This window comes from Streptomyces sichuanensis, assembly GCF_020328095.1.
Classification (GTDB): Bacteria; Actinomycetota; Actinomycetes; order Streptomycetales; family Streptomycetaceae; genus Streptomyces; species Streptomyces cinnamoneus.
The window spans coordinates 64,880-86,178 of record NZ_JAIXMK010000053.1 but is presented as its reverse complement, the minus strand read 5'-3'; the positions used below and the strand labels follow the sequence as shown (position 1 = coordinate 86,178).

The 21,299-nt window shown below is 73.0% G+C and carries 19 protein-coding genes; 7 read left to right on the top strand and 12 right to left on the bottom strand.

Features of this window, described 5'->3' with window-relative positions:
- Positions 1–433: 433 nt before the first annotated feature.
- On the bottom strand, positions 434–1,285 hold the full coding sequence (locus LE181_RS17360; protein ID WP_225662198.1) for a DMT family transporter: 852 nt from the start codon (positions 1,283–1,285) through the stop codon (positions 434–436).
- Positions 1,286–1,647: 362 nt separating this feature from the next.
- On the opposite strand from LE181_RS17360, the gene LE181_RS32235 reads away from it, so the two are divergent.
- The gene (locus tag LE181_RS32235; RefSeq protein ID WP_263869061.1) at positions 1,648–1,782 is read left to right on the top strand and encodes a hypothetical protein; all 135 of its coding nucleotides are present in this window, start codon (positions 1,648–1,650) and stop codon (positions 1,780–1,782) included.
- A gap of 275 nt (positions 1,783–2,057) precedes the next feature.
- Here LE181_RS32235 and LE181_RS17355 read toward each other — a convergent pair whose 3' ends face one another.
- From LE181_RS17355 to LE181_RS17345, 3 genes are all read right to left on the bottom strand, one after another.
- Positions 2,058–3,680: a penicillin-binding transpeptidase domain-containing protein gene (locus LE181_RS17355; protein WP_225662197.1), complete on the bottom strand. Its 1,623-nt coding sequence runs from the start codon at positions 3,678–3,680 to the stop codon at positions 2,058–2,060.
- A gap of 180 nt (positions 3,681–3,860) precedes the next feature.
- On the bottom strand, positions 3,861–5,630 hold the full coding sequence (locus LE181_RS17350) for a dolichyl-phosphate-mannose--protein mannosyltransferase (RefSeq protein WP_225662196.1): 1,770 nt from the start codon (positions 5,628–5,630) through the stop codon (positions 3,861–3,863).
- A 57-nt stretch (positions 5,631–5,687) separates the two neighbouring features.
- Complete coding sequence (locus LE181_RS17345) at positions 5,688–6,224, bottom strand: DUF6415 family natural product biosynthesis protein (RefSeq protein WP_225662195.1); 537 nt, start codon at positions 6,222–6,224, stop codon at positions 5,688–5,690.
- A gap of 152 nt (positions 6,225–6,376) precedes the next feature.
- On the opposite strand from LE181_RS17345, the gene LE181_RS17340 reads away from it, so the two are divergent.
- From LE181_RS17340 to LE181_RS17330, 3 genes are read left to right on the top strand one after another with little or no spacing between them, the layout of a single operon-like run.
- Positions 6,377–6,616, top strand: a complete 240-nt coding sequence (locus tag LE181_RS17340; RefSeq protein ID WP_225662194.1) for a hypothetical protein — start codon at positions 6,377–6,379, stop codon at positions 6,614–6,616.
- A complete protein-coding gene (locus tag LE181_RS17335; RefSeq protein WP_225662193.1) occupies positions 6,591–7,115 on the top strand; it encodes a DUF6879 family protein in 525 nt (174 codons plus the stop codon). The genes LE181_RS17340 and LE181_RS17335 overlap by 26 nt, the downstream gene beginning before the upstream one ends.
- A gap of 25 nt (positions 7,116–7,140) precedes the next feature.
- Positions 7,141–8,004 carry a helix-turn-helix domain-containing protein gene (locus LE181_RS17330; RefSeq protein ID WP_225662192.1) on the top strand — a complete coding sequence of 288 codons (864 nt, stop codon included), beginning with the start codon at positions 7,141–7,143 and terminating at the stop codon, positions 8,002–8,004.
- On the opposite strand, the gene LE181_RS17325 is transcribed toward LE181_RS17330, so the two are convergent.
- Positions 7,964–8,335 carry a hypothetical protein gene (locus LE181_RS17325; RefSeq protein WP_225662191.1) on the bottom strand — a complete coding sequence of 124 codons (372 nt, stop codon included), beginning with the start codon at positions 8,333–8,335 and terminating at the stop codon, positions 7,964–7,966. The two genes, LE181_RS17330 and LE181_RS17325, sit on opposite strands and share 41 nt — an antisense overlap.
- 195 nt (positions 8,336–8,530) lie before the next feature.
- Here LE181_RS17325 and LE181_RS17320 point away from each other — a divergent pair, with 195 nt between their 5' ends.
- Positions 8,531–9,400: a hypothetical protein gene (locus LE181_RS17320; protein WP_225662190.1), complete on the top strand. Its 870-nt coding sequence runs from the start codon at positions 8,531–8,533 to the stop codon at positions 9,398–9,400.
- A 12-nt stretch (positions 9,401–9,412) separates the two neighbouring features.
- Here LE181_RS17320 and LE181_RS17315 read toward each other — a convergent pair whose 3' ends face one another.
- The 5 genes from LE181_RS17315 to LE181_RS17295 form a co-directional block, all read right to left on the bottom strand.
- Complete coding sequence (locus LE181_RS17315) at positions 9,413–10,192, bottom strand: SDR family NAD(P)-dependent oxidoreductase (RefSeq protein ID WP_225662189.1); 780 nt, start codon at positions 10,190–10,192, stop codon at positions 9,413–9,415.
- Between the two features lie 10 nt (positions 10,193–10,202).
- Positions 10,203–11,378 (bottom strand): serine hydrolase domain-containing protein, encoded by a 1,176-nt coding sequence (locus LE181_RS17310; RefSeq protein WP_225662188.1) that lies wholly within the window; start codon positions 11,376–11,378, stop codon positions 10,203–10,205.
- Positions 11,379–11,460: 82 nt separating this feature from the next.
- The gene (locus LE181_RS17305) at positions 11,461–12,237 is read right to left on the bottom strand and encodes an energy-coupling factor ABC transporter ATP-binding protein (protein WP_225662187.1); all 777 of its coding nucleotides are present in this window, start codon (positions 12,235–12,237) and stop codon (positions 11,461–11,463) included.
- Entirely contained in the window at positions 12,234–12,998 is a 765-nt protein-coding gene (gene cbiQ / locus LE181_RS17300; protein ID WP_225662186.1) for a cobalt ECF transporter T component CbiQ, read from the bottom strand. Before cbiQ ends, LE181_RS17305 begins: the two co-directional genes overlap by 4 nt.
- 1 nt (position 12,999) lies before the next feature.
- Positions 13,000–14,094, bottom strand: coding sequence for an energy-coupling factor ABC transporter permease (locus LE181_RS17295; protein ID WP_225662185.1), 1,095 nt, complete (start codon positions 14,092–14,094; stop codon positions 13,000–13,002).
- Between the two features lie 201 nt (positions 14,095–14,295).
- Between LE181_RS17295 and LE181_RS17290 the strand changes: the two genes are divergently transcribed.
- Positions 14,296–16,332, top strand: a complete 2,037-nt coding sequence (locus tag LE181_RS17290; RefSeq protein WP_225662184.1) for an MDR family MFS transporter — start codon at positions 14,296–14,298, stop codon at positions 16,330–16,332.
- Between the two features lie 137 nt (positions 16,333–16,469).
- A complete protein-coding gene (locus tag LE181_RS17285; protein WP_225662183.1) occupies positions 16,470–17,690 on the top strand; it encodes a GmrSD restriction endonuclease domain-containing protein in 1,221 nt (406 codons plus the stop codon).
- Between the two features lie 22 nt (positions 17,691–17,712).
- Here the strand turns inward: LE181_RS17285 and LE181_RS17280 are convergent, their stop codons facing one another.
- On the bottom strand, positions 17,713–18,909 hold the full coding sequence (locus LE181_RS17280) for a MarP family serine protease (protein WP_225662182.1): 1,197 nt from the start codon (positions 18,907–18,909) through the stop codon (positions 17,713–17,715).
- A 154-nt stretch (positions 18,910–19,063) separates the two neighbouring features.
- Positions 19,064–21,292, bottom strand: coding sequence for an MMPL family transporter (locus LE181_RS17275; protein ID WP_225662181.1), 2,229 nt, complete (start codon positions 21,290–21,292; stop codon positions 19,064–19,066).
- Between the last annotated feature and the right edge of the window lie 7 nt (positions 21,293–21,299).

Here is a 21,299-nt window from a genome sequence, read left to right as displayed (position 1 = left end):
GGGTGGGCCCCGCCTGGCGGGCGCCGCTCGGCGGGCGCCGCTCGGCGGGCGCCGCTCGGCGGGCGCCGCTCGGCCGACGCGGCTCGGCCGACGCCACCCGAGTGGGGCGAGTCCGCAGGCCGGCGAAGCTCGGCGGGCGCCGCTCGATCGGCGCAGCTCGGCCGGGCGTTCAGCGGCCGTCGCTCATCAACGCCGCTCCGCGGCCCCCGCTCGGGCGGGCGTTCAGCGGCCGTCGCTCATCAACGCCGCTCCGCGGCCCCCGCTCGGGCGGGCGTTCAGCGGCCGTCGCTCATCAACGCCGCTCCGCGGCCCTCGCTCGGCCGGGCGTTCAGCGGCCGTCGCTCGCCTACGCCGCTCCGCGGGCGCCGTCCAGCCGGCGCCGCTCGGCGCCAGCGCTCGGCCGGGCGCTCAGCGGCCACCGCCCGGCCGGTGCTCAGCCGGCGTGGAGCATCAGGCCGATGCCGGCCACCATCAGTGCGGCCGCCGCCATGCGGGGTGCCCCGAACCGTTCCTTCATCATGACCGCGCCGATCGCCGCCCCCACGAGGATGGACGACTCGCGCAGCGCCGCGATCGGCGCGAGGGCCGCCCGCGTCTGGGCCCACAGCACGAGCCCGTAGGCGAAGACGGACAGCAGCCCGCCGAGCAGCCCGCGCACCGCGAACGGCCGGAGCTCGGCGAGGAACCGGCCGCGCCGGACCGCCAGCCCCCACGCCGGTATCGCCAGCCCCTCCAGGATCATCAGCCAGGCGATGTAGCCGAGCGGCGTGCCGGACGCCCGGACGCCCAGGCCGTCGACGACCGTGTACGAGGCGATGGCCAGGCCCGTGGCGAGGGCCGCCCCGATCGCGGCCCACTGCGGCCGCGCGCCCGACCCCCGGATGCCCCACAGCGCGAGCCCGACCAGCCCCGCGGACGCCACCGCCACGCCGGCCAGCTGCCACCCGCCGGCGAACTCCCCGGCGAAGACCGCCGCGAGGACCGTCACCGCCAGCGGCGCGGTGCCGCGCGCGATCGGATACATCTGCCCGAAGTCGCCGAGCGTGAACGACCGCATGAGCAGCAGCTGGTAGACGACGTGCAGCACGGCCGACGCCGCCAGATACGGCCACGCCCCGGCGGCCGGCACGTCCGTGAACGGCAGCAGCACCGCCCCGCAGACCGCGCCCCCGCCGCCCACGAGCGTGAAGGCGAGAAGCTGGTCCTTGATGCCGTGCGCGATGGCGTTCCAACTGGCGTGCGTGACGGCGGCGACGAGTACGGCGCCGGCGACGACCGGCGTCATGCGCACCGTCCGCGCGGCGGTGTCGGCGATATGGGAGCGCTCATGAGCCTTGACGCTAGCGCCGGTTGGAGGGGGCGGGCGATGTCGGATCGGTCACGCGCTCCCGGGGCGTTCGGACGGGCGCGCAGGCGACATGCGTTCGAGACGTCCAACTTCCGGTGAACGGCGCCTGCTTGAGCGGTGGGGGCGCCTAGAGTCCCCTTCATGCCGTGTCATCGCACCTGCTGACCTTCGGGTCGGCTCGCCCGTGTTCGGGACTCCATCCAGGGGCCTCGGGCACGGGGGCCGGTGGTCGTCGTGTCCGAGGCTCCCTTGTGGAGTCTCGCATCAGGCGGGCCTCCGACCTGAAGGAAAGGTGCACTATGCCCCGGCATAGGAAGCCGAAGACGCCGGTCGACTGGGATCGAGCAAGGCGGTGGGCGAAGGTAGCCACCGTATTGGTGGAACTGTTCATCGCCCTGACCGCCCTGCTCGTCATCCTGACCGGCAAGTCGTGACCGGCGGGGCCTATAGCCATTAGGCCCCGAACGGCCGATTTTCGGCGAGCCCGTCACTGGGGTGCTCCCCCCGGTGGCGGGCCTTTCCTGCGTAGTGACCGGCGGGGCCTACAGCCAATAGGCCCCGTACGGCCGATTTTCGGCGAGCCCGTCACTGGGGCACCATCCCCGGTGGCGGGCCTTTCCTGCGTAGTGAGCCCACGATAGCGCGGGCGAGGCCCGTCGGCAGGCTCGTCGGGGAACTCGGCACGCTGCCGGACGTCGAGCCGCCCGGGTCAGCCCGCCCGCAGCACCGCCGCCACGACCGGGCCCGCCGAGTCGCCGCCGTGGCCGCCGCGCGGGACGACCGCGGCCGCGGCCACGTCGTCGCGGTAGGCGGTGAACCAGCCGTTGGGGGCGGTCTGGTTGTCGACCTCCGCCGAGCCGGTCTTGGCGCCGATGTCGCCACCGAGGCCGGACATGGCCTTGGCGCCCGTACCTGAGGTGGCGGTGAGCCGCATCATCGAGCGCAGGTCGCGGGCGGCCGCGGGGGACAGCGCACGGGGGGCGCGGGCCAGGGTGCGGCCGTCCAGGGCCGGGTCGACGAGGTAGGGCTGGCGGAACGAGCCGTTGCGCACGGTCGCGGCCACGGAGGCCATGGCGAGCGGGCTCATCTGCACCCGGCCCTGCCCGATCATGGCGGCCGCCTTGCCGGCGCCGCCGTCGGTGGGCACCCTGCCGTCGAACGTCGGGATGCCGGCCTTCCAGTCCAGGCCGATACCGAAGACGTCGCGGGCCTCGGCGGCGAGGGCGTCGTCGGCGAGCTGGCCGGCCAGGGAGATGAAGGCGGTGTTGCAGGAGGCCGCGAAGTCCTGGGCGAAGGTGGCGCGGGGGTTCTCGCTCTGCTCGACGTTGTGGAACGTCATGCCGTAGGTGGCGTTCTTCGGGCAGGGCAGCGGCTTGCCCGGCGACGCCTTGCCCTGCTCCAGCAGCAGCGCGGAGGTGACGACCTTCATCGTGGAGCCGGGGGCGGTCTGGCCGGACAGGGCCGCGTTGAACTCGGTCTTCTTGGCGTTGGCGACGGCCAGGATCTCGCCGGTGCTGGGCTTGACGGCCACGACAGAGGCGTCGTCGTGGCGGGAGACGGCCGCCTCGGCGGCCCGCTGCACGGCGGCGCTGAGCGTGGTGCGCAGCGTGCCGGGCTTGCCCTGGGAGACGACGTGCAGCGGCTCGGCCGCGGCGCCGGGCGCCACCGCACCGCCCACGGCCCGCACCTCCACGCCCCGCTCGCCCCCGGCCTTCTCGCCGAACCGCTTGGCCAGCTCGGGCAGGACGAACGCCAGCGAGGGGTGGTCGGCGGCGGTCAGCTCCTTGCCCTCGCGGTCGACGACGGTCACCTTCGGCGTGCCGGTGGTGTCCGTCTTCAGGGTCTGCCCCGCTGCGAGCCGGGGGTGCACGACGCCGGCCTGCCAGCCCACCAGCGGCCGGCCGCTCGACCGGCCCCGGACGACGGTGAGCGAGGAGTCGTACGTCCACGTCGAGCGCTGCTTGGCGTAGGAGACCTCCGCGGTGACGGAGAACGGCACCTTGACGCCGTCGGCCGTGCCCTGCTTGAACGCCACCTTCTCGACGTGGGCGTCCTCGCGGTAGCCGGTCAGCGCGGCGGTGGCGGCCTCGGCGTTGTCGGTCAGGCCACCGGCCTTCTGCGTGTTGCCCGCCGCCCAGGCGGCGAGGAAGTCGCTGGCGGCCTTCTCGGTCTCCTCGGGCGTCAGCGGCCCGGTCCGTACCGGCGCCGCCTCGCTGTGCGCACCGGAGGTGCCCTCGGCGACGGCGTCGACCAGGTTGTAGGCCCCCAGTCCGGCCGCCCCCACGATGGCCGCCCCGATCACGCCCGTAGCGATCTTCGCGCCAGTGCGCATGCTCCCTGCCCCCTTGTGACCCCCACCGGTTCCGATCAGCTGATCAGAACCTCGTCGGCACTCTACGGGAGAGGAGTGACAGAAGGGACGGCAACGGACAGAGGAGGCCGGTTCCGGTCGGATCCCGACGACTTCGGTCTCGTTCGCTCCGGTCCGATGTCCGGTCCGCTCGGCAGGTCGTCAGATCCAGGTGTCGAACCACATCCGGTTCCGCCAGGCGTCCATGGGGATGGGCTGCCCCGTGTAGAGCGGGAAGAAGTAGATGAAGTTCCAGACGATGAACAGGACGAGCACGCCCGCCCCGACGACGCCCACGACCCGGCGCCGTTCCGAGGCCCCCGGCCCGCCGAGGATCGCCCCGATCAGCATGGCCACCGCCAGGCACAGGAACGGCACGAAGACGACCGCGTAGAAGACGAAAATGGTCCGTTCCTGCCACATGAACCACGGCAGATAGCCCGCCGCGACCGCGCAGAGCACGGCGCCCGCCCGCCAGTCGCGCCGCAGCGCCCACCGGTAGAGCAGGTACACCAGCGCACAGCACGCCGTCCACCACAGCAGCGGCGTGCCCAGGGCGAGCACCTCGCGGGCGCACTTGTCGGCCTCGTCGATCGGGCAGCCGTCCTGGCCCGCCTTCGGCGACTCGTAGAAGTACGAGACCGGCCGGGACTGCACCAGCCAGCTCCACGGATTGGACTGGTAGGTGTGGGGCGAGGAGAGCGTGGTGTTGAACTGCCAGACCTGCTGCTCGTAATGCCACAGGCTGCGCAGCGGGTTGAGGATCCCGGCGAGGAACCCGTCCGGGCTGTGCCCGCCCTCGGTCTCCGCGTAGTGGCGGTAGAAGCCGCTGTGCCGCCAGCCCTCCGTGCGGCTGTAGCTGCCGCTGCCGGCGAACCAGCCGGTCCAGGAGGCGATGTACACGCCCACCGCCACGGGCACCGTCGACAGGAACGCCCACGGCGCGTCGCGCCGCAGCGCGGACCGCCACGGGTGCCGCGCCCCCGCCGTGCGCCGGGCCCCGGCGTCCCACACGACGAGCAGCAGTCCGAACGCCGCCAGATAGACGGCACCGTTCCACTTGGTGGCGAAGGCGAGCCCGAGGAAGACGCCGGCCGCGATCCGCCAGGGCCGCCACCCCAGCCGTGCCCGGTCCCCGGTCGCGGCGTCCGGGAGCACGGTGCCGTCCGGCCCCGGTGGCAGGGCGGCCGCCAGCCGCGCCCGTGCCTTGTCCCGGTCCACGAGCACGCAGCCGAAGGCGGCCAGCACGAAGAACATCAGCACGGAGTCGAGCAGCGCCGTGCGGCTCATGACGAAGTGCAGCCCGTCCACGGCGAGCAAGGCGCCCGCCAGACAGCCCAGGAACGTCGACCGGAACAGCCGCCGCCCGATGCGGCAGAGCATCAGCACCGACAGCGTGCCGAGCACGGCCGTCATGAAGCGCCAGCCGAACGGATCGAGCCCGAACATCCACTCGCCGATCGCGATGACCCACTTGCCGACGGGCGGGTGCACGACGTACCCCGGCGCGTCGGGGGCGCCGTGGTAGCCCTCGATGATGCGGTCGTTGACGTCCTTGACGCTGTTCCAGTCGACCTCGTAGCCGTACTTCAGCAGGCCCCAGGCGTCCTTGGCGTAGTACGTCTCGTCGAATATGACCGCCTTGGGGCTGCCCAGGTTCCAGAAGCGGATGACGCCCGCGACCAGCGCGACGAGCAGCGGCCCGGCCCACCCCATGGACCGCGCGAGACGATCGGCCGCTCTCGGCCCGGCCCCCGCCGCCGCCCACAGCCGCGTCCCGGGCTCGGGGAACGGCGGCACGAGCCGCTCCCGCACGCCGGGCTGCGCCGTGGGGCCCACGTAGCCGAAGCGGCGGAGTCTGCGCTGCCACGGGGGCGGCTGCTCGTCTGCCGTCGGGCCCTGCCGGCCGTGCGTCGCGGTGTCACTGGTCACCGCGCCATCGTAGGGAACGACCCTGTGCGAGTCCTGAGGACACCTCGCGGCCCCGCCCTACGACCCGTGCGCCTCGCGCTGGTGGACACCCATGCGGGTGGCCGCGTCGCGCATCGCGCCGGGGTCGCCGCGCCGCTCGGCCGCGCGGCGGTCGGCCTTGAGGTAGGCGCACCGGGCGCAGCGCTCCTCGGGCAGCACGCCCCGCAGGAGGTGGCAGGCCCGGCCGAGGTCCTGCATGTGCAGGACGGCCGACCGCAGCCCCGGGCCGGGCCCGCGCCCGAGCTCGCGGCGGGCGGCGCCGACGACGGATTGTGCGTGGTCCCACTCGGGAGTGCCGCGCGTCATGCCGTCGACCCGGGCCTCGGCGGCGGGCAGGAGCGCGAGGAGGTAGGCGCGCAGTCGTGCGGTGGTCTCGACGACCTCTTCGTGACGCGGCAGCACGGCCGGATGCGCGATGGCACGGCGGACGGCTTCGGCGACGTACTGCGACATCTCGGCGGCGGTGGGACGGCTCGCCGACGCGCTCGCCGCGTCCCCTGCGGGATGCGTTGTTTTGTGGGCCACGGCCTTGCCCTTCACATGCATGGTTGCCATGCACCGACCGTACGGAGAGAGGTCCGGATCACTCAGTGAAGTTGCAGGGGATTGCACACCAATTGCCGCTCAGTGAGGCGCCCTTGACCGCACCCTGCTGGCCGGACAGGCTCGTGCAAGCAAGCGCAACCCATTCGACTTGGGAGGCACGCATGGCCCTACGATTCATCGGAACCGACCCGAACTCGGTCGACGGCGAGTGCCCCACGGTGTGGTTCGACAAGGACAGGCACGAGTTCGTCTTCCAAGGGTGGAAGGCTGATGAGGAACTGCGGGCCACGTGCCTGGAGACCGGCCCCATCCCGCCGAGCGAGGCTGTGGTCCGGCTGCCCGCCCGCATGGCGCAGATGATCAGGGAGGCGTGTGATGTCGCAGAACGTGCCCGGCTTTGAGGAGCTGCTCCGCGGCTGCGAGCGGTCTGCGGTCCACCTGGAGACACGGGACGTGTACGCGGTGGACTACGAGGAGTCCGGCTTCGCGGCGTGGAAGGCCGGCCACCGGCACGACCCGGCCGACCGTGCATCGTGGTGGCGCCCGTGGCTGGACCTCGTATCCGAGACCGTCGGCCGTGGCGTGATCATCCGACGGGCCCGCATCGTGTCCGAGCCGGTAAGCGAGTACATCGAGTTCGAGCACCACAGCACCTTCACCAACGTCGCTGCCGGTGAATCCGTCCGGTGGCTGCCACGGCGGCGCGCGTCGGACCTTTGCCTGCCCGGCAACGACTTCTGGCTGTTCGACGACCGGCTGGTGCGGTTCAACCACTTCACGGGCGACGGCGCCTCGGCCGGTGGAGAAATGCGCGAGGAGCAAGCCGTGGTGAAGCTCTGCTCGTCGGCGTTCGAAGCGGTCTGGGAGCGGGCCACCCCGCACGAAGAGTTCTGCGTTTAAGGGGCCGCTACGGAACTTCCGGTCCATGACCACGTCCCCTTCATCGAGCGCCCAGGCCGCGAGGGCGGCCGTCGCCGCCCGGCTCCGTGAGATCCGCCTCGACGCGGGTCTCACCGGGCGCGAGCTGTCCGCTCGCGGACAATGGCACCCGGCGAAGACGTCCCGGATTGAGAACGCCAGGACACCTCCCTCCGACACGGACATCCGTGCATGGTGCGCTGCATGCGGAGTCGATGACCAAGCGGCCGACATCATCGCCGCCTCTCGTGCCGCCCACTCCATGTGGGTGGAATGGCGGCGCAGGCAGCGGACTGGACTGCGTCGGCTGCAGGAGTCGTACACCGCCCTGTTCCACGAGACACGGCTCTTTCGTGTCTACGCATCGACCCTGGTCCCCGGTCTGCTGCAGACGGAGGGATACGCGACCGCGCTGCTCTCCTCCATCACGGAGTTCCGCCGGATTCCCGACGACGTGGAAGACGCCGTCAAGGCTCGACTGGCCAGATCACGGGTTCTCCACGAGGGGGATCACCGGTTCGCCCTGCTCGTCGAGGAATCCGTGCTGCGGTATCGGATGGGTGATGCGGAGACAATGGCGGGCCAACTGGGACATCTCCTGTCGGTGGGCTCCCTGCCGTCGGTCTCCCTCGGCGTGATCCCGTTCACGAGCACGTCGAGAGGGATCTGGCCCATGGAGACCTTCCACGTGTACGACGACGAACTCGTCTCCGTGGAGCTGCTGTCGGCGCGAGCCACCGTCCAGCAGCACAGCGAAGTGGGTCTGTACGTGAAGGCGTTCACCGAACTCTCACGGATGGCGGTCTACGGCGCCGCCGCACGAGCGCTGATCACCTCGGCCATTGAGGCTCTCGATCACGCCCACGAGTAGCTTCGGCGTCGATGAGGGCACCGATCTCGGTGACCGCGGCCCTGGCCGCCTCGGGGTCCAGGCCCGCGTCGACGACGGCTTCCAGTTCGTGGAACCTGGCCGCCCGGACGGGGTCCCGTTCCACGGCCACCACGATGCCCCAGTACTCGGTGAACGACCGGAGCGGCTGGAGGCTGTTCAGCTCCTGCGCCTGGGTGGCCGCGTGCACCAAGTGCTCGTTCAGCTGCTCCAGCCGGGAGGGGACGAGCTGGGCGACGGCTGCTCGCAGACCTTCGGGCGTCAGCGGCGGCATGGGAATCGCACCGGCGGAGGAAACGGGCTGAGCGCTCATGGCGCCATCCTGCCACTCCTGGATCGGCCGTGCGGGGTGAACCCGTCGGCGCGGTCGCCGGAGATGCCGAGCTTTGGGGAGAGGCGGTGAACACCCTGCGAAGTGCGCTACGTTGCGCGCAAGAAGCGACCCCCGACGCCGGCTGGCACCAGCGAAGGGGGTCTACACCCGCGAGGACGACAAGGGAGTCCCGGGATGCTCCGGCATGCTATCGCCCCTGCCCGTTTCTTCACCCAGACGCCGAACGAGATCATCCGGCACCCGCGTCTGTCGTCGGACGCCGTCCGTCTTCTGCAGTGGCAGCTGTCCCTGCCCGCGGAGGCGCACCAGCCGCTGTCGGAGACGGCGAGACAAGCCGGGATCAAGAAGACGGCGTTCATCCGCGCGAAGCGGCAGCTGATCGACGAGGGGTTCCTCCACGAGTGGCGCCGCCAAGGGGTCGCGGGGCGCTGGCGGACGACGCAGCTGATCTCGAACGTGCCCCTGACGCCGGAGGAGGCGCTGGCCGTGCGGGACGGCCGCGACAGCGCACCGCCGACGGTCACCGAACCGGCCGTCGGTCAGCCGACGCCTCGGGCCGTCGGCCGTTCCCGGGAGAACACTGAGGGGGACACTCCCCACCCTCCCCACCCGCTCGCCGAGCGCGGCGCGCAAGCGCTGACGACGGTGACACGAGGGGAGCGCAGGCTGCGCCTCTCGGGCAGGGACGTCCGGGCCCTGGCCCCGCTCGCCGCGGAGTGGCTCACGCGCGGCGCCACGCTCGCCGACCTCCGGGAGGCGCTCACGTCCGGCCTGCCGGACACCGTCCATTCCCCCGCGGGCATCACCCGCAACCGCCTGACCAGGAAGATGCCGGACCCCGCCCCAGAGCCGGGGCCCCGCCCCCGGCCGCTGCGCGCCTGCACGGGCGGCTGCGGCCGCATGATCCGGCCGGTCGCGGACGAGACCGCGTGCCGCGACTGCCGCCTGGACGGGGCGGCGGCCGCGCACGACGCCTCGGGCGCGACGGCCGCGACGCAACGCGGCGTGGCCGCCGTCCGCGCCGCGCTGTGCGCCGGGCCCTGATGAGCGCCCCCCTCACTCCCCCCGCATCGCCCTGCGCAGCCCCGTGTTCGCCGTCAGGATGCCGCCGTCCACAGGGAGGGTCACGCCCGTGATCCAGCTCGCGTCCGCCGACGCCAGGAACGCGACCGCCGCCGCGATGTCCTCCGGGCGGCCCACGCGGCCCAGTGGGTAGTGGGGTGCCGCGCGCTCCAGGACGGATTCGCGGCCGTGCCAGTTGGGGGTGTCGACCGTGCCCGGGGCGATGAGGTTGACGCGCACGCCGCGCGGGGCGCATTCGCCGGCGAGGGTGCGGGTCAGGCTCGCCAGGCCCGCCTTGGCCGCGCTGTAGGCGTGGTTGCCGAAGTCCTGCTCGGCGTTGACGGAGCCGATGTTGACGACCGCGCCGCGGCCGCCGGCGGCGGCCAGGGCGGGCATCGCCGCGCGGACGCACCGCAGGGCGCCGGTCAGGGTGACGTCCAGGTCGCGGGCCCATTCCTCGTCCGCGTACTCCTCCACCCGCGGGGGGTCGGGGTGGCAGGAGAAGGCGTTGTTGACCAGGACGTCCAGGCCGCCGAAGCGGTCCACCGCACGGGCGACCGCGGCCTCGGCCGCCGCGCGGTCGGCCACGTCGCACGGCGCCGACTCGGCCGGCAGGCCGTCCGCCCGCAGCGCGGCCGCCGCCCGCGCGGCCCGTTCCCCGTCGGCGTCGGTCAGGAGCACCCGCGCGCCCTCGGCGGCCAGGCGGCGCGCGGTGGCCGCGCCGATGCCCCGGCCGGCGCCGGTGATCAGTACCGCATGGCCCTCGAAGCGCATGCGGGCAGCATTACCCCGCCAGGGACTTCGCAACCGCCCGGACCAGTGCCTGGGCGCGCGGATCGGCGGTGACGTTCTTCTGCAGGCCGTTGGTCACGTAGCCGAAGGAGACGCCGGACTCGGGGTCGGCGAAGGCCAGGGAGCCGCCGCGGCCCGGGTGGCCGAAGGAGCCGGGGGCCAGCAGCGGGGAGGCCGGGCCGTGCAGCATGTAGCCCAGGCCGAAGCGGGTGTTCACGACCAGGACGCGGTCCGGGCCCGCCGATTCCTCCGTGCGGGCCATGGTCAGCGTCGCGGGGGCGAACAGGCGGCGGCCGCCGTCGACGACGCCGATGAGCGAGCCGTAGAAGCGGGCCAGCGCGTCCGCGGTGGCGATGCCCGCGGACGCGGGCAGCTCGGCGGCCCGGTAGGCCGGGTCGTTCTCGTCGGCGAGCGGGGTGATCGCGGCGAAGGCGCGGCGGGTCAGCGAGGTGGGGTCGGCGTAGGCGTCGGCGACCGACGCCTTGGCGCGGACGCGCAGGCCGGCCGAGGCGGGAGCGGCCGGGGCCTCGATGTCCGCCACGCGGCCCGCACGGCCCTGCTCGGCCTCCGGCAGGCCGACCCACAGGTCCAGGCCCAGCGGCCCGGATATCTCCTCGGCGACCCAGGTGCCCAGGGTGCGGCCGGTCACCCGCCGCACCAGCTCGCCGATCAGCCAGCTGTAGGTCTGCGCGTGGTAGCCGTGGTCCGTGCCGGGCTCCCAGGCGGGCTCCTGCGCGGCGAGGGCCCGCGGGCCGCTGACGCCGTCGATGGCCTCGGCGGGGGTCAGCGGGGTGTCGAGGACGGGCAGGCCGGCGCGGTGCGAGAGCAGGTGCCGGACGAGCACGCGTTCCTTGCCGTTCGCCTTGAACTCCGGCCAGTACGTGCCCACGGGCGCGTCCAGGTCGACCTGGCCGCGCTGGTGCAGGAGCAGCGGCACGGCGGCGGCCACGCCCTTGGTGGCGGAACGGACGATCTGCGCGGTGCCGCGCTGCCAGGGTTCGTCGCCGCCGTCCGCGTCCTTCGTGCCGGCCCACAGGTCGACGATCCTGCGGCCGTCGCGGTAGACGGCCACGGCGGCGCCGCGTTCGCCGCGCCGCGCGAAGTTGTCCGCGAAGGCGTCCCGGACCGGTTCGAAACCGTCCGCCACCGTGCCCTGGACGTCCACCACTGTCTTCCGCTCCCACCGTGCCGATCGCTACAAATCCATCCACCATGGTGCAACGCGATCGCAGGTGCTCCGGACCAGGGGGTCACCGCGGCACGGCCACCGACCGCGGGTCGAAGCCGAACGGCAGCTCCAGCCGGTGGGCCCGCATGAGCTCCTCGTCGCACAGCAGCTCGCGCGTGGGCCCGTCTTCGGCGATGACGCCGCCGCTGAGGACCACGGACCGCTCGCACAGCTCCAGCGCGTAGGGCAGGTCGTGCGTGACCATCAGCACAGTGACGTCCAGCGAGCGCAGGATGTCGGCGAGCTCGCGGCGGGAGGCGGGGTCGAGGTTGGAGGACGGCTCGTCCAGGACGAGGATCTCCGGCTCCATGGCCAGGACGGTGGCCACGGCCACCCGCCGCCGCTGCCCGAAGGAGAGGTGGTGCGGGGGCCGGTCCGCGAAGGCGGCCATGCCGACCTGCGCGAGGGCCTCGTCCACGCAGCGCTCCAGCTCGGCGCCGCGCAGCCCGGCGGCCGCCGGGCCGAAGGCGACGTCCTCCCGGACGGTGGGCATGAACAGCTGGTCGTCGGGGTCCTGGAAGATGATGCCGACGCGGCGCCGGATCTCGGCGAGGTTGCGCTTGTCCACCGGCAGCCCGGCCACGCGCACGGAACCGGCGCCGCCGTCGAGGATGCCGTTGAGGTGGAGGACGAGCGTGGTCTTGCCGGCGCCGTTGGGCCCCAGCAGGGCGACGCGCTCGCCGCGCCCGACGGTCAGGTCCACGCCGAAGAGGGCCTGGTGGCCGTCCGGGTAGGCGAAGGCGAGGCCGGAGACCTCCAGCGAGGGCACGGCCGGCGTGCGGGGCACGGCAGAGGTCATGTCAGCATCCATCCCGTCAGGCAGACCGCCAGGGCGGCCAGCGGCAGCGCGGCCGCGTGCGTCCACTGCGCGCGCGAGGCGCTCAGCTCGTCGATCACGGGCATCGTGCCCGTGTACCCGCGGCTGACCATGGCCAGGTGGACGCGTTCGCCGCGCTCGTACGAGCGGATGAACAGCGCCCCCGCGGACCGGGCCAGCACCCCCCAGTGGCGCACGCCGCGCGCGGTGAAGCCGCGCGATTCACGGGCGATGCGCATGCGCCGCATCTCGTCCGTGACGACGTCACCGTAGCGGATCATGAAGGAGGCGATCTGGACGAGCAGCGGGGGCATCCGCAGGCGCTGCAGGCCGAGCAGCAGCGCGCGCAGCTCCGTCGTGGCGGCGAGCAGGACGGAGGCGGCGACGCCCAGTGTCCCCTTGGCGAGGATGTTCCAGGCGCCCCAGAGGCCGGACTGGCTGAGCGCGAGGCCCAGTACGTGCACCCGCTCTCCCCCGGCCACGAACGGCATGAGCACCGCGAAGGCCACGAACGGCACCTCGATCAGCAGCCGCCGCAGCAGGAAGGACGCCGGTACGCGGGCCGTGCCCGCGACGGCCGCCAGCAGCAGCGCGTACAGACCGAAGGCCCAGACCGCCTCGCGTGGCGTGGAGACCACGACGAGGACGAAGCAGAAGACCGCCGCGATCTTGCAGTGCGGGGGCAGGGCGTGGACCGGCGAGCGGGCGTGCCGGTAGAGCTTGTGTGCGTGGCCAGCGCCCATGTCAGAGGGTCTCGTTCCCGGCCGGCGCGGACGCGGTCCCGGCGGGGGTGGCCGCGGTGCGGGAGCGGCGCTTGCGGACGACCACGAAGACGCCCGTTCCCGCGGCGAGCGTCGCCCCGACGCCGATCACGCCGGCGAGGCCGCCCGAGACGCGCTCGTCGCCGACGTCCTTGACCTGGTAGTCGGCGAGGGGCGAGTCCTTGGCGGCGTGCTCCTCCTCCTTGCTGTCCAGGCCCTTGTCGTGGGCGACCTTCTCCAGGCCGTCGGGGCTGGTGGAGGCGTAGTAGCTGACGAACCCGGCGAGGGCGAGGGCGGCGACGAGGCCGGCGACGGCGACGGGACGCGCCGAGCGGGCGGGGGCGGGGGCGGCCTGCGGGACGGTCACGGTGCCGTCCGGCGTCCGCAGCTCAAGGGGGCGGCGCAGGCCCCGGGCGCCGTACACCAGGTCGGGCCGTACGGCGATCACGGCGCCGACCGTCAGTGCGGTGATGACGGCCTCGCCGACGCCGATGAGGACGTGCACGCCGACCATCGCCGTGAAGACCTTGCCGAGCGGCACGTCGGTGGTGCCGCCGAGCGCGTAGAGGCCGGTGAAGGCGACGGCGGCGGCCGGCACGGACACCAGGGCGGCCACGAAGGCGGCCGCCGTCACGGACGGGCGGCGTCGCGGCAGCACCGTCACCAGCAGCCGGAAGAGGCCGTAGGAGACGAGCGTGGTGACGACGGCCATGTCGGTGACGTTCACGCCGAGGGCGGTGAGCCCGCCGTCCGCGAACAGCACGCTCTGCATGAGCAGCACCACGGATATGCAGAGCATGCCGGTGTACGGGCCGACGAGGATCGCCGCCAGTGCCCCGCCCAGGAGGTGGCCGCTCGTACCGGCCGCCACGGGGAAGTTCAGCATCTGGACGGCGAAGACGAAGGCGGCCACGAGGCCGGCCAGCGGGGCCGTCCGCTCCCCTCCGTGCCCGGACCCGTCGGGGGAGCCGCCGAGCTCCCGCCGCGCGCCGCGCAGGGCGACGGCGACGGCTGCCGCGGCCACGGCTCCCGTCGCCAGGGAGACCGGGGCGTCGATGAAACCGTCGGGTACGTGCATGACGGCGCTCCGTCCGTTCGATCGTGCTGCTCGGGCGCAAGTTGTTCAGGCGTGAACCGCTCGATGATAGGGGCGCACTGCGAAAAGGTCGCAAGAGCGTGCGCCGCGCGACTGCGCGCCCCTCGCCCGGCCGCCCCACGCCCGCCAGAGGTGGCGAGCCGGGACATCTCCCCAAATGCTGGGCACGGGAGGTACGTCACCATGACCACCACCGCCGCGCCCGCCCCACAGGTCCCGGCACCGCCCGTGCTGAGCCGTCGCCGCACCAACATGGTGTTCGTCACGATCGTGCTCGGCATGCTCCTCGCCGCCCTCGACCAGACGATCGTCTCGACGGCGCTGCCGACGATCGTCGCCGATCTGGGCGGCGGCGGGCACATGGCGTGGGTGGTGACGGCGTACCTGCTGGCCGAGACGGTCTCGACGGTCCTGGTGGGACGGTTCGGCGACCTCTTCGGCCGGAAGGTGGTCTTCCAGCTGAGTGCGGTGGTCTTCACCGCCGGCTCGGTCTTCGCGGGCGCCGCGGCGTCCATGCCGATGCTGATCGCCGCCCGCGCCGTCCAGGGCGTCGGTGGCGGCGGGCTGATGGTGACGGCCATGGCGCTGATCGCGGACGTCATCCCGCTGCGCGAGCGCGGCAAGTACCAGGGCGCGCTCGGCGCGGTCTTCGGGGTCACCACCGTCGTCGGGCCGACGCTCGGCGGGATCTTCACCGACCAGGCGACGTGGCGCTGGTGCTTCTACGTCAACGTGCCGGTCGCCATCGTGATGGTGGCCATGGCGGCGCGCACCGTCCCGGTGGTCCGGCCGGCGGTCCGGCCGGTCATCGACTACCTGGGCATCGCCCTGGTGGCGCTCGGCTCCTCGGCGCTGGTCCTCGGCCTGGAGTGGGGTGGCGGCACCTACGCGTGGGGCTCGGCGGTGATCGTCGGCCTGTTCGCGGGGGCGGTGGTGCTGCTGGCGGCGTTCGTCCTCGTGGAGCTCCGGGCCGCGGAGCCCATGCTGCCCATGCACCTCTTCCGCAACCCCGTCTTCACCGTCTGCTCGGTGCTCAGCTTCATCGTGGGCTTCGCGATGCTGGGCGCCCTGACGTACCTGCCGACGTACCTGCAGTACGTGGACGGGGTGTCGGCCACCATGTCGGGCGTCCGGGCGCTGCCGATGGTGGCCGGCGTGCTGGGGGCGTCCATGCTCTCCGGCGTCGTCGTCAGCCGGACCGGCCGCTACCGCGTCTTCCCCCTCACCGGCATGGCCGTGATGGCGCTGGGCCTGTATCTGATGTCGACGATGGGCAGGACGACGGGCGTCTGGCTGGAGTCGCTGTACATGTTCGTGTTCGGCGTCGGGCTCGGGCTGGCCATGCAGGTGCTGACGATCGCCGTGCAGAACACCGTGCCGTACCACGAGCTGGGCACGGCGACGTCGGGCGTGACGTTCTTCCGCACGCTCGGCAGCGCCTTCGGCACGGCCATCTTCGGCACGCTCTACACCGCCCAGCTCGTCCCCAACCTCACGGAGGCGCTGGCACGTTCGCCCGGGGTGCCTCTGGCGGCCGTACAGAGCCCGCAGGTGCTCGCCGGCCTGCCCGCGGAACGGGTCCGGCTCGTCGTCGACGCGTACGCCCTGACGGTGAACTACGTCTTCTTCTGGGTGATGCCCGTCGCGCTGGCCGGCTTCGTCGTGGCGTGGTTCCTGAAGGAGGTGCCGCTGCGCGACAGTGCGCGGGCCGGGGCCGCGGACATGGGCGAGGGCTTCGCGGCGCCGGACTCCGCGGAGGCGGACCGGCAGCTGGAGCGGGCGGTGGCCGGCGTGATGCGCACGACGAAGGGCCGGCCCGTCGGCCGTCAGGTCCTGCTCGCGTCCGGCAGCCGGCTCGACCCGGTCGAGGCGTGGACCCTCGGCCAGATCCACTGGCGGCTGCGGGTCCGGGGCGACGCCCGGCTGTCCGCCATCGCGGCCGCCCACCGGATGCCGCCGGAGGTGCTGGCCCCGGCCTTCGCCCGTGCCGCAGGGGCCGGGTACGCGCGCGTGGACGGCGACCACCTGTCGCTGACCCCGGCGGGTGAGGCGGAGATCGGCCGGCTGGGCACCGCCTGGCGCTCCTGGCTGGCCGCCCGTCTGGGCGACTGGGACGTCGCCGATCCCGCGGACCGCGCGCGCCTGGACCGGGCCCTGGACAGCCTGGCGGAACGGCTGCTGGAGGAGGACGAGCACGCGCAGGAGATGGCGGGCGCGTGAGCCCATCCGGCGCGGGGCGGCGGCCGGGGCGGCGCAAGCCCAATGGGGTGAATCGTCATCAACGCATGCATGTAGTCACATATTCGGTCAACTCCTTGAAGGCCACGTCGGAGTGGACGTGGCGCAAAGGAGGTTCCATGCGACCGGAGGAGATATTCATGCCGTGGTACCGGCGTCTGACCCTGCCGTCCGTGCTCACGATGGGACTGGTGTTCACCGGTACGGCCCTTCCGGGCACGGCCGCGGACGCCGCGCCACGGACCGGGCAGGCTCCGGCCCACCAACGGGGCGCAGCAAGCCCGGCGGACTACGACGAGGCCGCCTGCGAGGGCGCGTCGGCGGACGAGGGGGACGTCTACTCGCGACCCCCCAGGACGTCGACCGCCCAGACCACGCCCCAGAACACCACGGCCAAGCCCCATGAGGGCACCCACCCCAAGGGCCCCGAGGGCACCCACCCCAAGGTCCCTGAGGGCACGCACCCCAAGGTCCCTGAGGGCACCCGTCCCAAGGCCCAGGAAGGCGCGCACCCGAAGACCGCCGAAGGCACGCACGCCAAGACCCCGGAGGGGATGCCGCCCAAGACCCCGGAGGGGATGCCGCCCAAGGCCCCCGAGGGGATGCCTCCCAAGGCCCCGAAGGACGCACCGGCCAAGGCACCCGACGGCATGCCGCCCAAGACCTCCGAGGGCACACACGCCAAGGCCCCCGGAGCGGCGCCGTCCGTGGCCCCGAAGGACGCGCCGGCCAAGGTCCCGGCGGCCATGTCCCCGCAGCACCGCGCCCTTCCGATGAAGTGGCCCCGGAACACTCCGGACCGCGACGAGGCCGCGCGCATGCTCGAAGAGCTGGAGGTGCAGCCGTTCAGCAGCAAGGGCTACGACCGCAAGCACTTCGGCGCCACCTGCTGGGTCCGGCACGGCCTCAACCGGTGCACCACCCGTGAGACCGTCCTCCGGCTCCAGTCCGTCGTCCCCGCGACGCTCGACGGCCTCTGCCGGGTCGTCGGCGGCAAGTGGCACAGCGAGTACGACAACAGGGACATGGCCGACCCGGCGCACATGGACGTCGACCACATCGTGCCGCTGCGGAACGCATGGGGTTCCGGGGCGCGCTCGTGGTCGCCGCAGAAGCGCCAGGAGTTCGCCAACGACACGACGGCCACACCCCAGCTGATCGTGGTGTCCACCTGGAGCAACCGCCGCAAGGGCGACAAGGGGCCGGACAAGTGGCTGCCGCAGGGCGGGGAGTGCCCCTACAGCCGGGCGTGGATCGCGGTGAAGGACTACTACGGCCTGAGCGTCACGCAGGCGGAGAAGGCCAAGCTGCAGCAGGTCCTCGCCGGCTGCAAGAACTGACCCCGGGCCGGGCCGGGCGGCGCTACAGCGCCGCCCGGCTTCCCGTGCTCACCGGCGCCGTCGCCCCGGCGGCGCGCTGCGCGGCGTCCGCGACCTGGCCGGCGGTCAGCACGTAGCCGGTCTCGGCGTCGGCCGTCGACCGGGCGAAGACGACGCCGTAGACCTTCCCGGTGGGCGTCAGGAGGGGGCCGCCGGAGTTGCCGGGGCGGACCGTGGAGCGCACGGAGTAGACCTCGCGGGTGGTGATGCCGTCGCCGTAGATGTCCTGGCCCTTGGCCCGCAGCTCGTTGGCGACCGTGGCGGCCCGCAGGTCGAGGCCGCCGTTCTCGGGGTAGCCGGCGACGACCGCCGCGTCGCCCCGCTTGGCGCTCTTGTCGAAGGGCAGCACGGGCGCGGCCAGCCCCGGCACGTCCAGCACGGCGATGTCGGCCTTCGGGTCGAAGAGGACGACCTTCGCCCGGTGGGCCCGGCCGACGCCGCCGACCTTGACGGTCGGCTCGTCGACGCCGGCCACCACGTGGGCGTTGGTCATCACGTGCTCGTGGGCGTAGACGAAGCCGCTGCCCTCCTGGCCGCGGCGGCCGCCGCCGACGTCCGCCACGCCCTCGACCTTGACGACGCTCGCGCGGGCGGCCCGCGTGGCGGCGGGGGTGACGGCGTCGCCGGACGGCTTGGCGACGCCGGTGGCGGGTTCGTTCTCGAAGGGGTTGAAGACCTGCGGGAAGCCGGCGCCGGACAGCGCGTCCGTGGTGCGGCTGAACCAGGTGGGCGCCTGCTCCGGCATGGCCCGCTGCACCGCGCCCAGCAGGCCCGACTCCTTGATCTGGCGGGTGAGGAGGGTGGAGTTCGCCGAGACCAGCACGCTCGCCGCCACCCAGCCCACCAGCAGCACGGCCAGCGCGTTGACCGCGGCGCCGCCGGCGCCGTCGACGCCGCGCACCGGTGCCCACGTCAGGCGGGAGCGCAGCCGCCAGGCGAGCCGCCCCGCCAGGGCGTGCCCGACGCCGGCGGGTATGAGGACGACGAACACCGCGACGACGGCGGCCGTGGCCGTGCCGGCCTCGAAGGGCTCCAGGGCGTACGGCAGTGCCCACACGCCCAGCACGGCCCCGCCGAGGAAGCCGGCGAGCAGCACGGCGCTGGCCACCAGGCCGCGGCGGTAGCCGTTCACGGCGTAGCCGAGGACGACCAGCATCAGGAGCAGATCGAGCAGGTTCAACGCGGAGCCCTTTCCTTCGCACGCGTCCCCCGGCCGCGCCCACAGGTGTGGGATAGGAAAAACGCCGGCCCGAAGGCCGGCGGTTCCCATTCATGCCGAATTCATGGCGTACGCCACGTAACCGGGGTTCCGCCCCGGCCCGTGCGCGGCCGCGTCAGACGCGGGCGGGCTCCCGCTCCCCGGCCCCGCCGGCCTCGGCGTCGGCGTCGGCGTCGGCGGCCGGGACCTTCAGGGTCTTCTGCAGGCCCTCGCCCTCGACGTCGACGTTGGGCACCACCTTCGCCAGCCAGCCCGGCAGCCACCAGGCGCTCTTGCCGAGCAGCGCGAGGACGGCCGGCACGATGGCCATGCGGACGACGAACGCGTCGAAGAAGACGGCGATGGCCAGGCCGAAGCCGATCATCTTGATCATCTGCTCGGAGGAGCCGATGAAGCCCGCGAAGACGCTGATCATGATGACGGCGGCGGCCGTGACGACGCGCGCACCATGGCGGAAGCCGGTCACGACGGCCTCGGCCGGGCGCTCCCCGTGGACGTACGCCTCGCGCATGCGGGTGACGAGGAAGACCTCGTAGTCCATCGCGAGGCCGAAGACGACGCCCACCATGAAGATCGGCATCATGCTCATGATCGGCCCGGTCTCCTCGACGCCGAAGAGCGCGCCGAGCCAGCCCCACTGGAAGACCGCGACGACGGCGCCGAGGGCGGCGACCACCGACAGCAGGAAGCCGAGCGCGGCCTTCAGCGGCACCAGGACCGACCGGAAGACGACCATCAGCAGCAGGAAGGCGAGGCCGACGACGAGCGCCAGGTAGGGCAGCAGCGCGTCGTTCAGCTTCTGCGAGACGTCGATGTTCATCGCCGTCGCGCCGGTGACCAGCACCTTGGCGCCCGTGTCGGCCTTCAGGGAGCCGCTCTCGCCGCGGATGGCGTGGACGAGGTCCTCGGTCTCCGTGCTGGTCGGCTTGGACTTCGGCACGACGAGCAGGGTGGCCGCGTCACCGGCCTCGTTGAACTGCGCCGGCATCACCGTGGCGACGTTGTCCAGCGTGGTCAGGGTGTCCTGGACCTTCTGGGCCGCGCCCTTGGGGTCCTTGGCCGAGGACAGGTCGGCGACCGCCATCAGCGGGCCGTTGAAGCCCGGGCCGAAGCCCTCGGAGAGCAGGTCGTACGCCTTGCGCTGGGTGGTGTTCCTGGAGGCCGCGCCGTCGTCGGGCAGGCCGAGCTCCAGGGAGGCGGCGGGCACGGCGATCGCGCCGAGGCCCAGCACGCCGGCCGCCAGCACCATCACCGGCCGGCGCAGCACCAGGCGGGCCCAGCGGGTGCCCATGTTGGGCTTCTCCGCGGAGGTTTCGCCGGGGGCGGCCTTGCGGACCTTGCGGGCCAGCACCTGCTTGCCCGCGAAGCCCAGCAGTGCGGGGATGAGGGAGAGCGCGATGAGCACGGCGATGGTGACGGTGCCGGCCGCGGCCATGCCCATCTTCGTCAGCATGGGGATGTTGACGACCGCGAGGCCGGCCAGCGCGATGACGACCGTGAGGCCCGCGAAGACCACCGCGGAGCCGGCCGTGCCGACGGCCCGGCCCGCGGCCTCCTCGCGCTCGCGGCCCTCGGCGAGTTCGGCGCGGTAGCGGGAGACGATGAAGAGGGCGTAGTCGATGCCGACCGCGAGGCCGATCATCATGGCGAGCGTCGAGGTGTTGGTCGACAGGTCCAGGACGGGCGCCAGCGCGGTGATCGAGGAGACGCCGATGCCCACGCCGATGATGGCGGTCAGCAGCGGCAGGCCGGCGGCGACCAGCGAGCCGAAGGTGATCAGCAGGACGACCGCCGACACCGCGATGCCGATGATCTCCGAGCCGCCCTCGGGCATCTCCTGCAGGACGCTGCCGCCGACCTCGACGGTCAGGCCGGCGTCGCGCCCGTGCTGGGCGGCTTCCTTGAGCTCGTCGCGCGAGGACTCGGTGAGGTCGGTGGACTTGACCTTGTACGCGGCGGAGGCGTAGCCGATGGTCTCGTCCTTGTTGACGGACTTGCCCTCGAACGGGTCGGCGGCCCCGGCCACCTGGGAGCTCTTGCGGAGCTCGCCGATGACCTTCTCGACGGCCGCCTTGTTCTTGGCGTCGGTGAGCTTCTGGCCGTCGGGCGCCTTGAAGACGACGCGGGCGCTCGCGTTCTGCTCGTTGTTACCGGGGAAACGCTTCTCCAGCAGGTCGAACGCCTGCTGCGCCTCCGTGCCGGGTATCGAGAAGTCGTTGTTGGTGGACTTGGACGCGGTGGCGGCGCCCGTGCCGGCCAGCACCAGCAGCACCACCCATATGAGGGCGAAGTACCAGCGGCGGCGGTAGGACAGCCTGCCGAGTCTGTAGAGGAACGTGGCCACGTGCGTG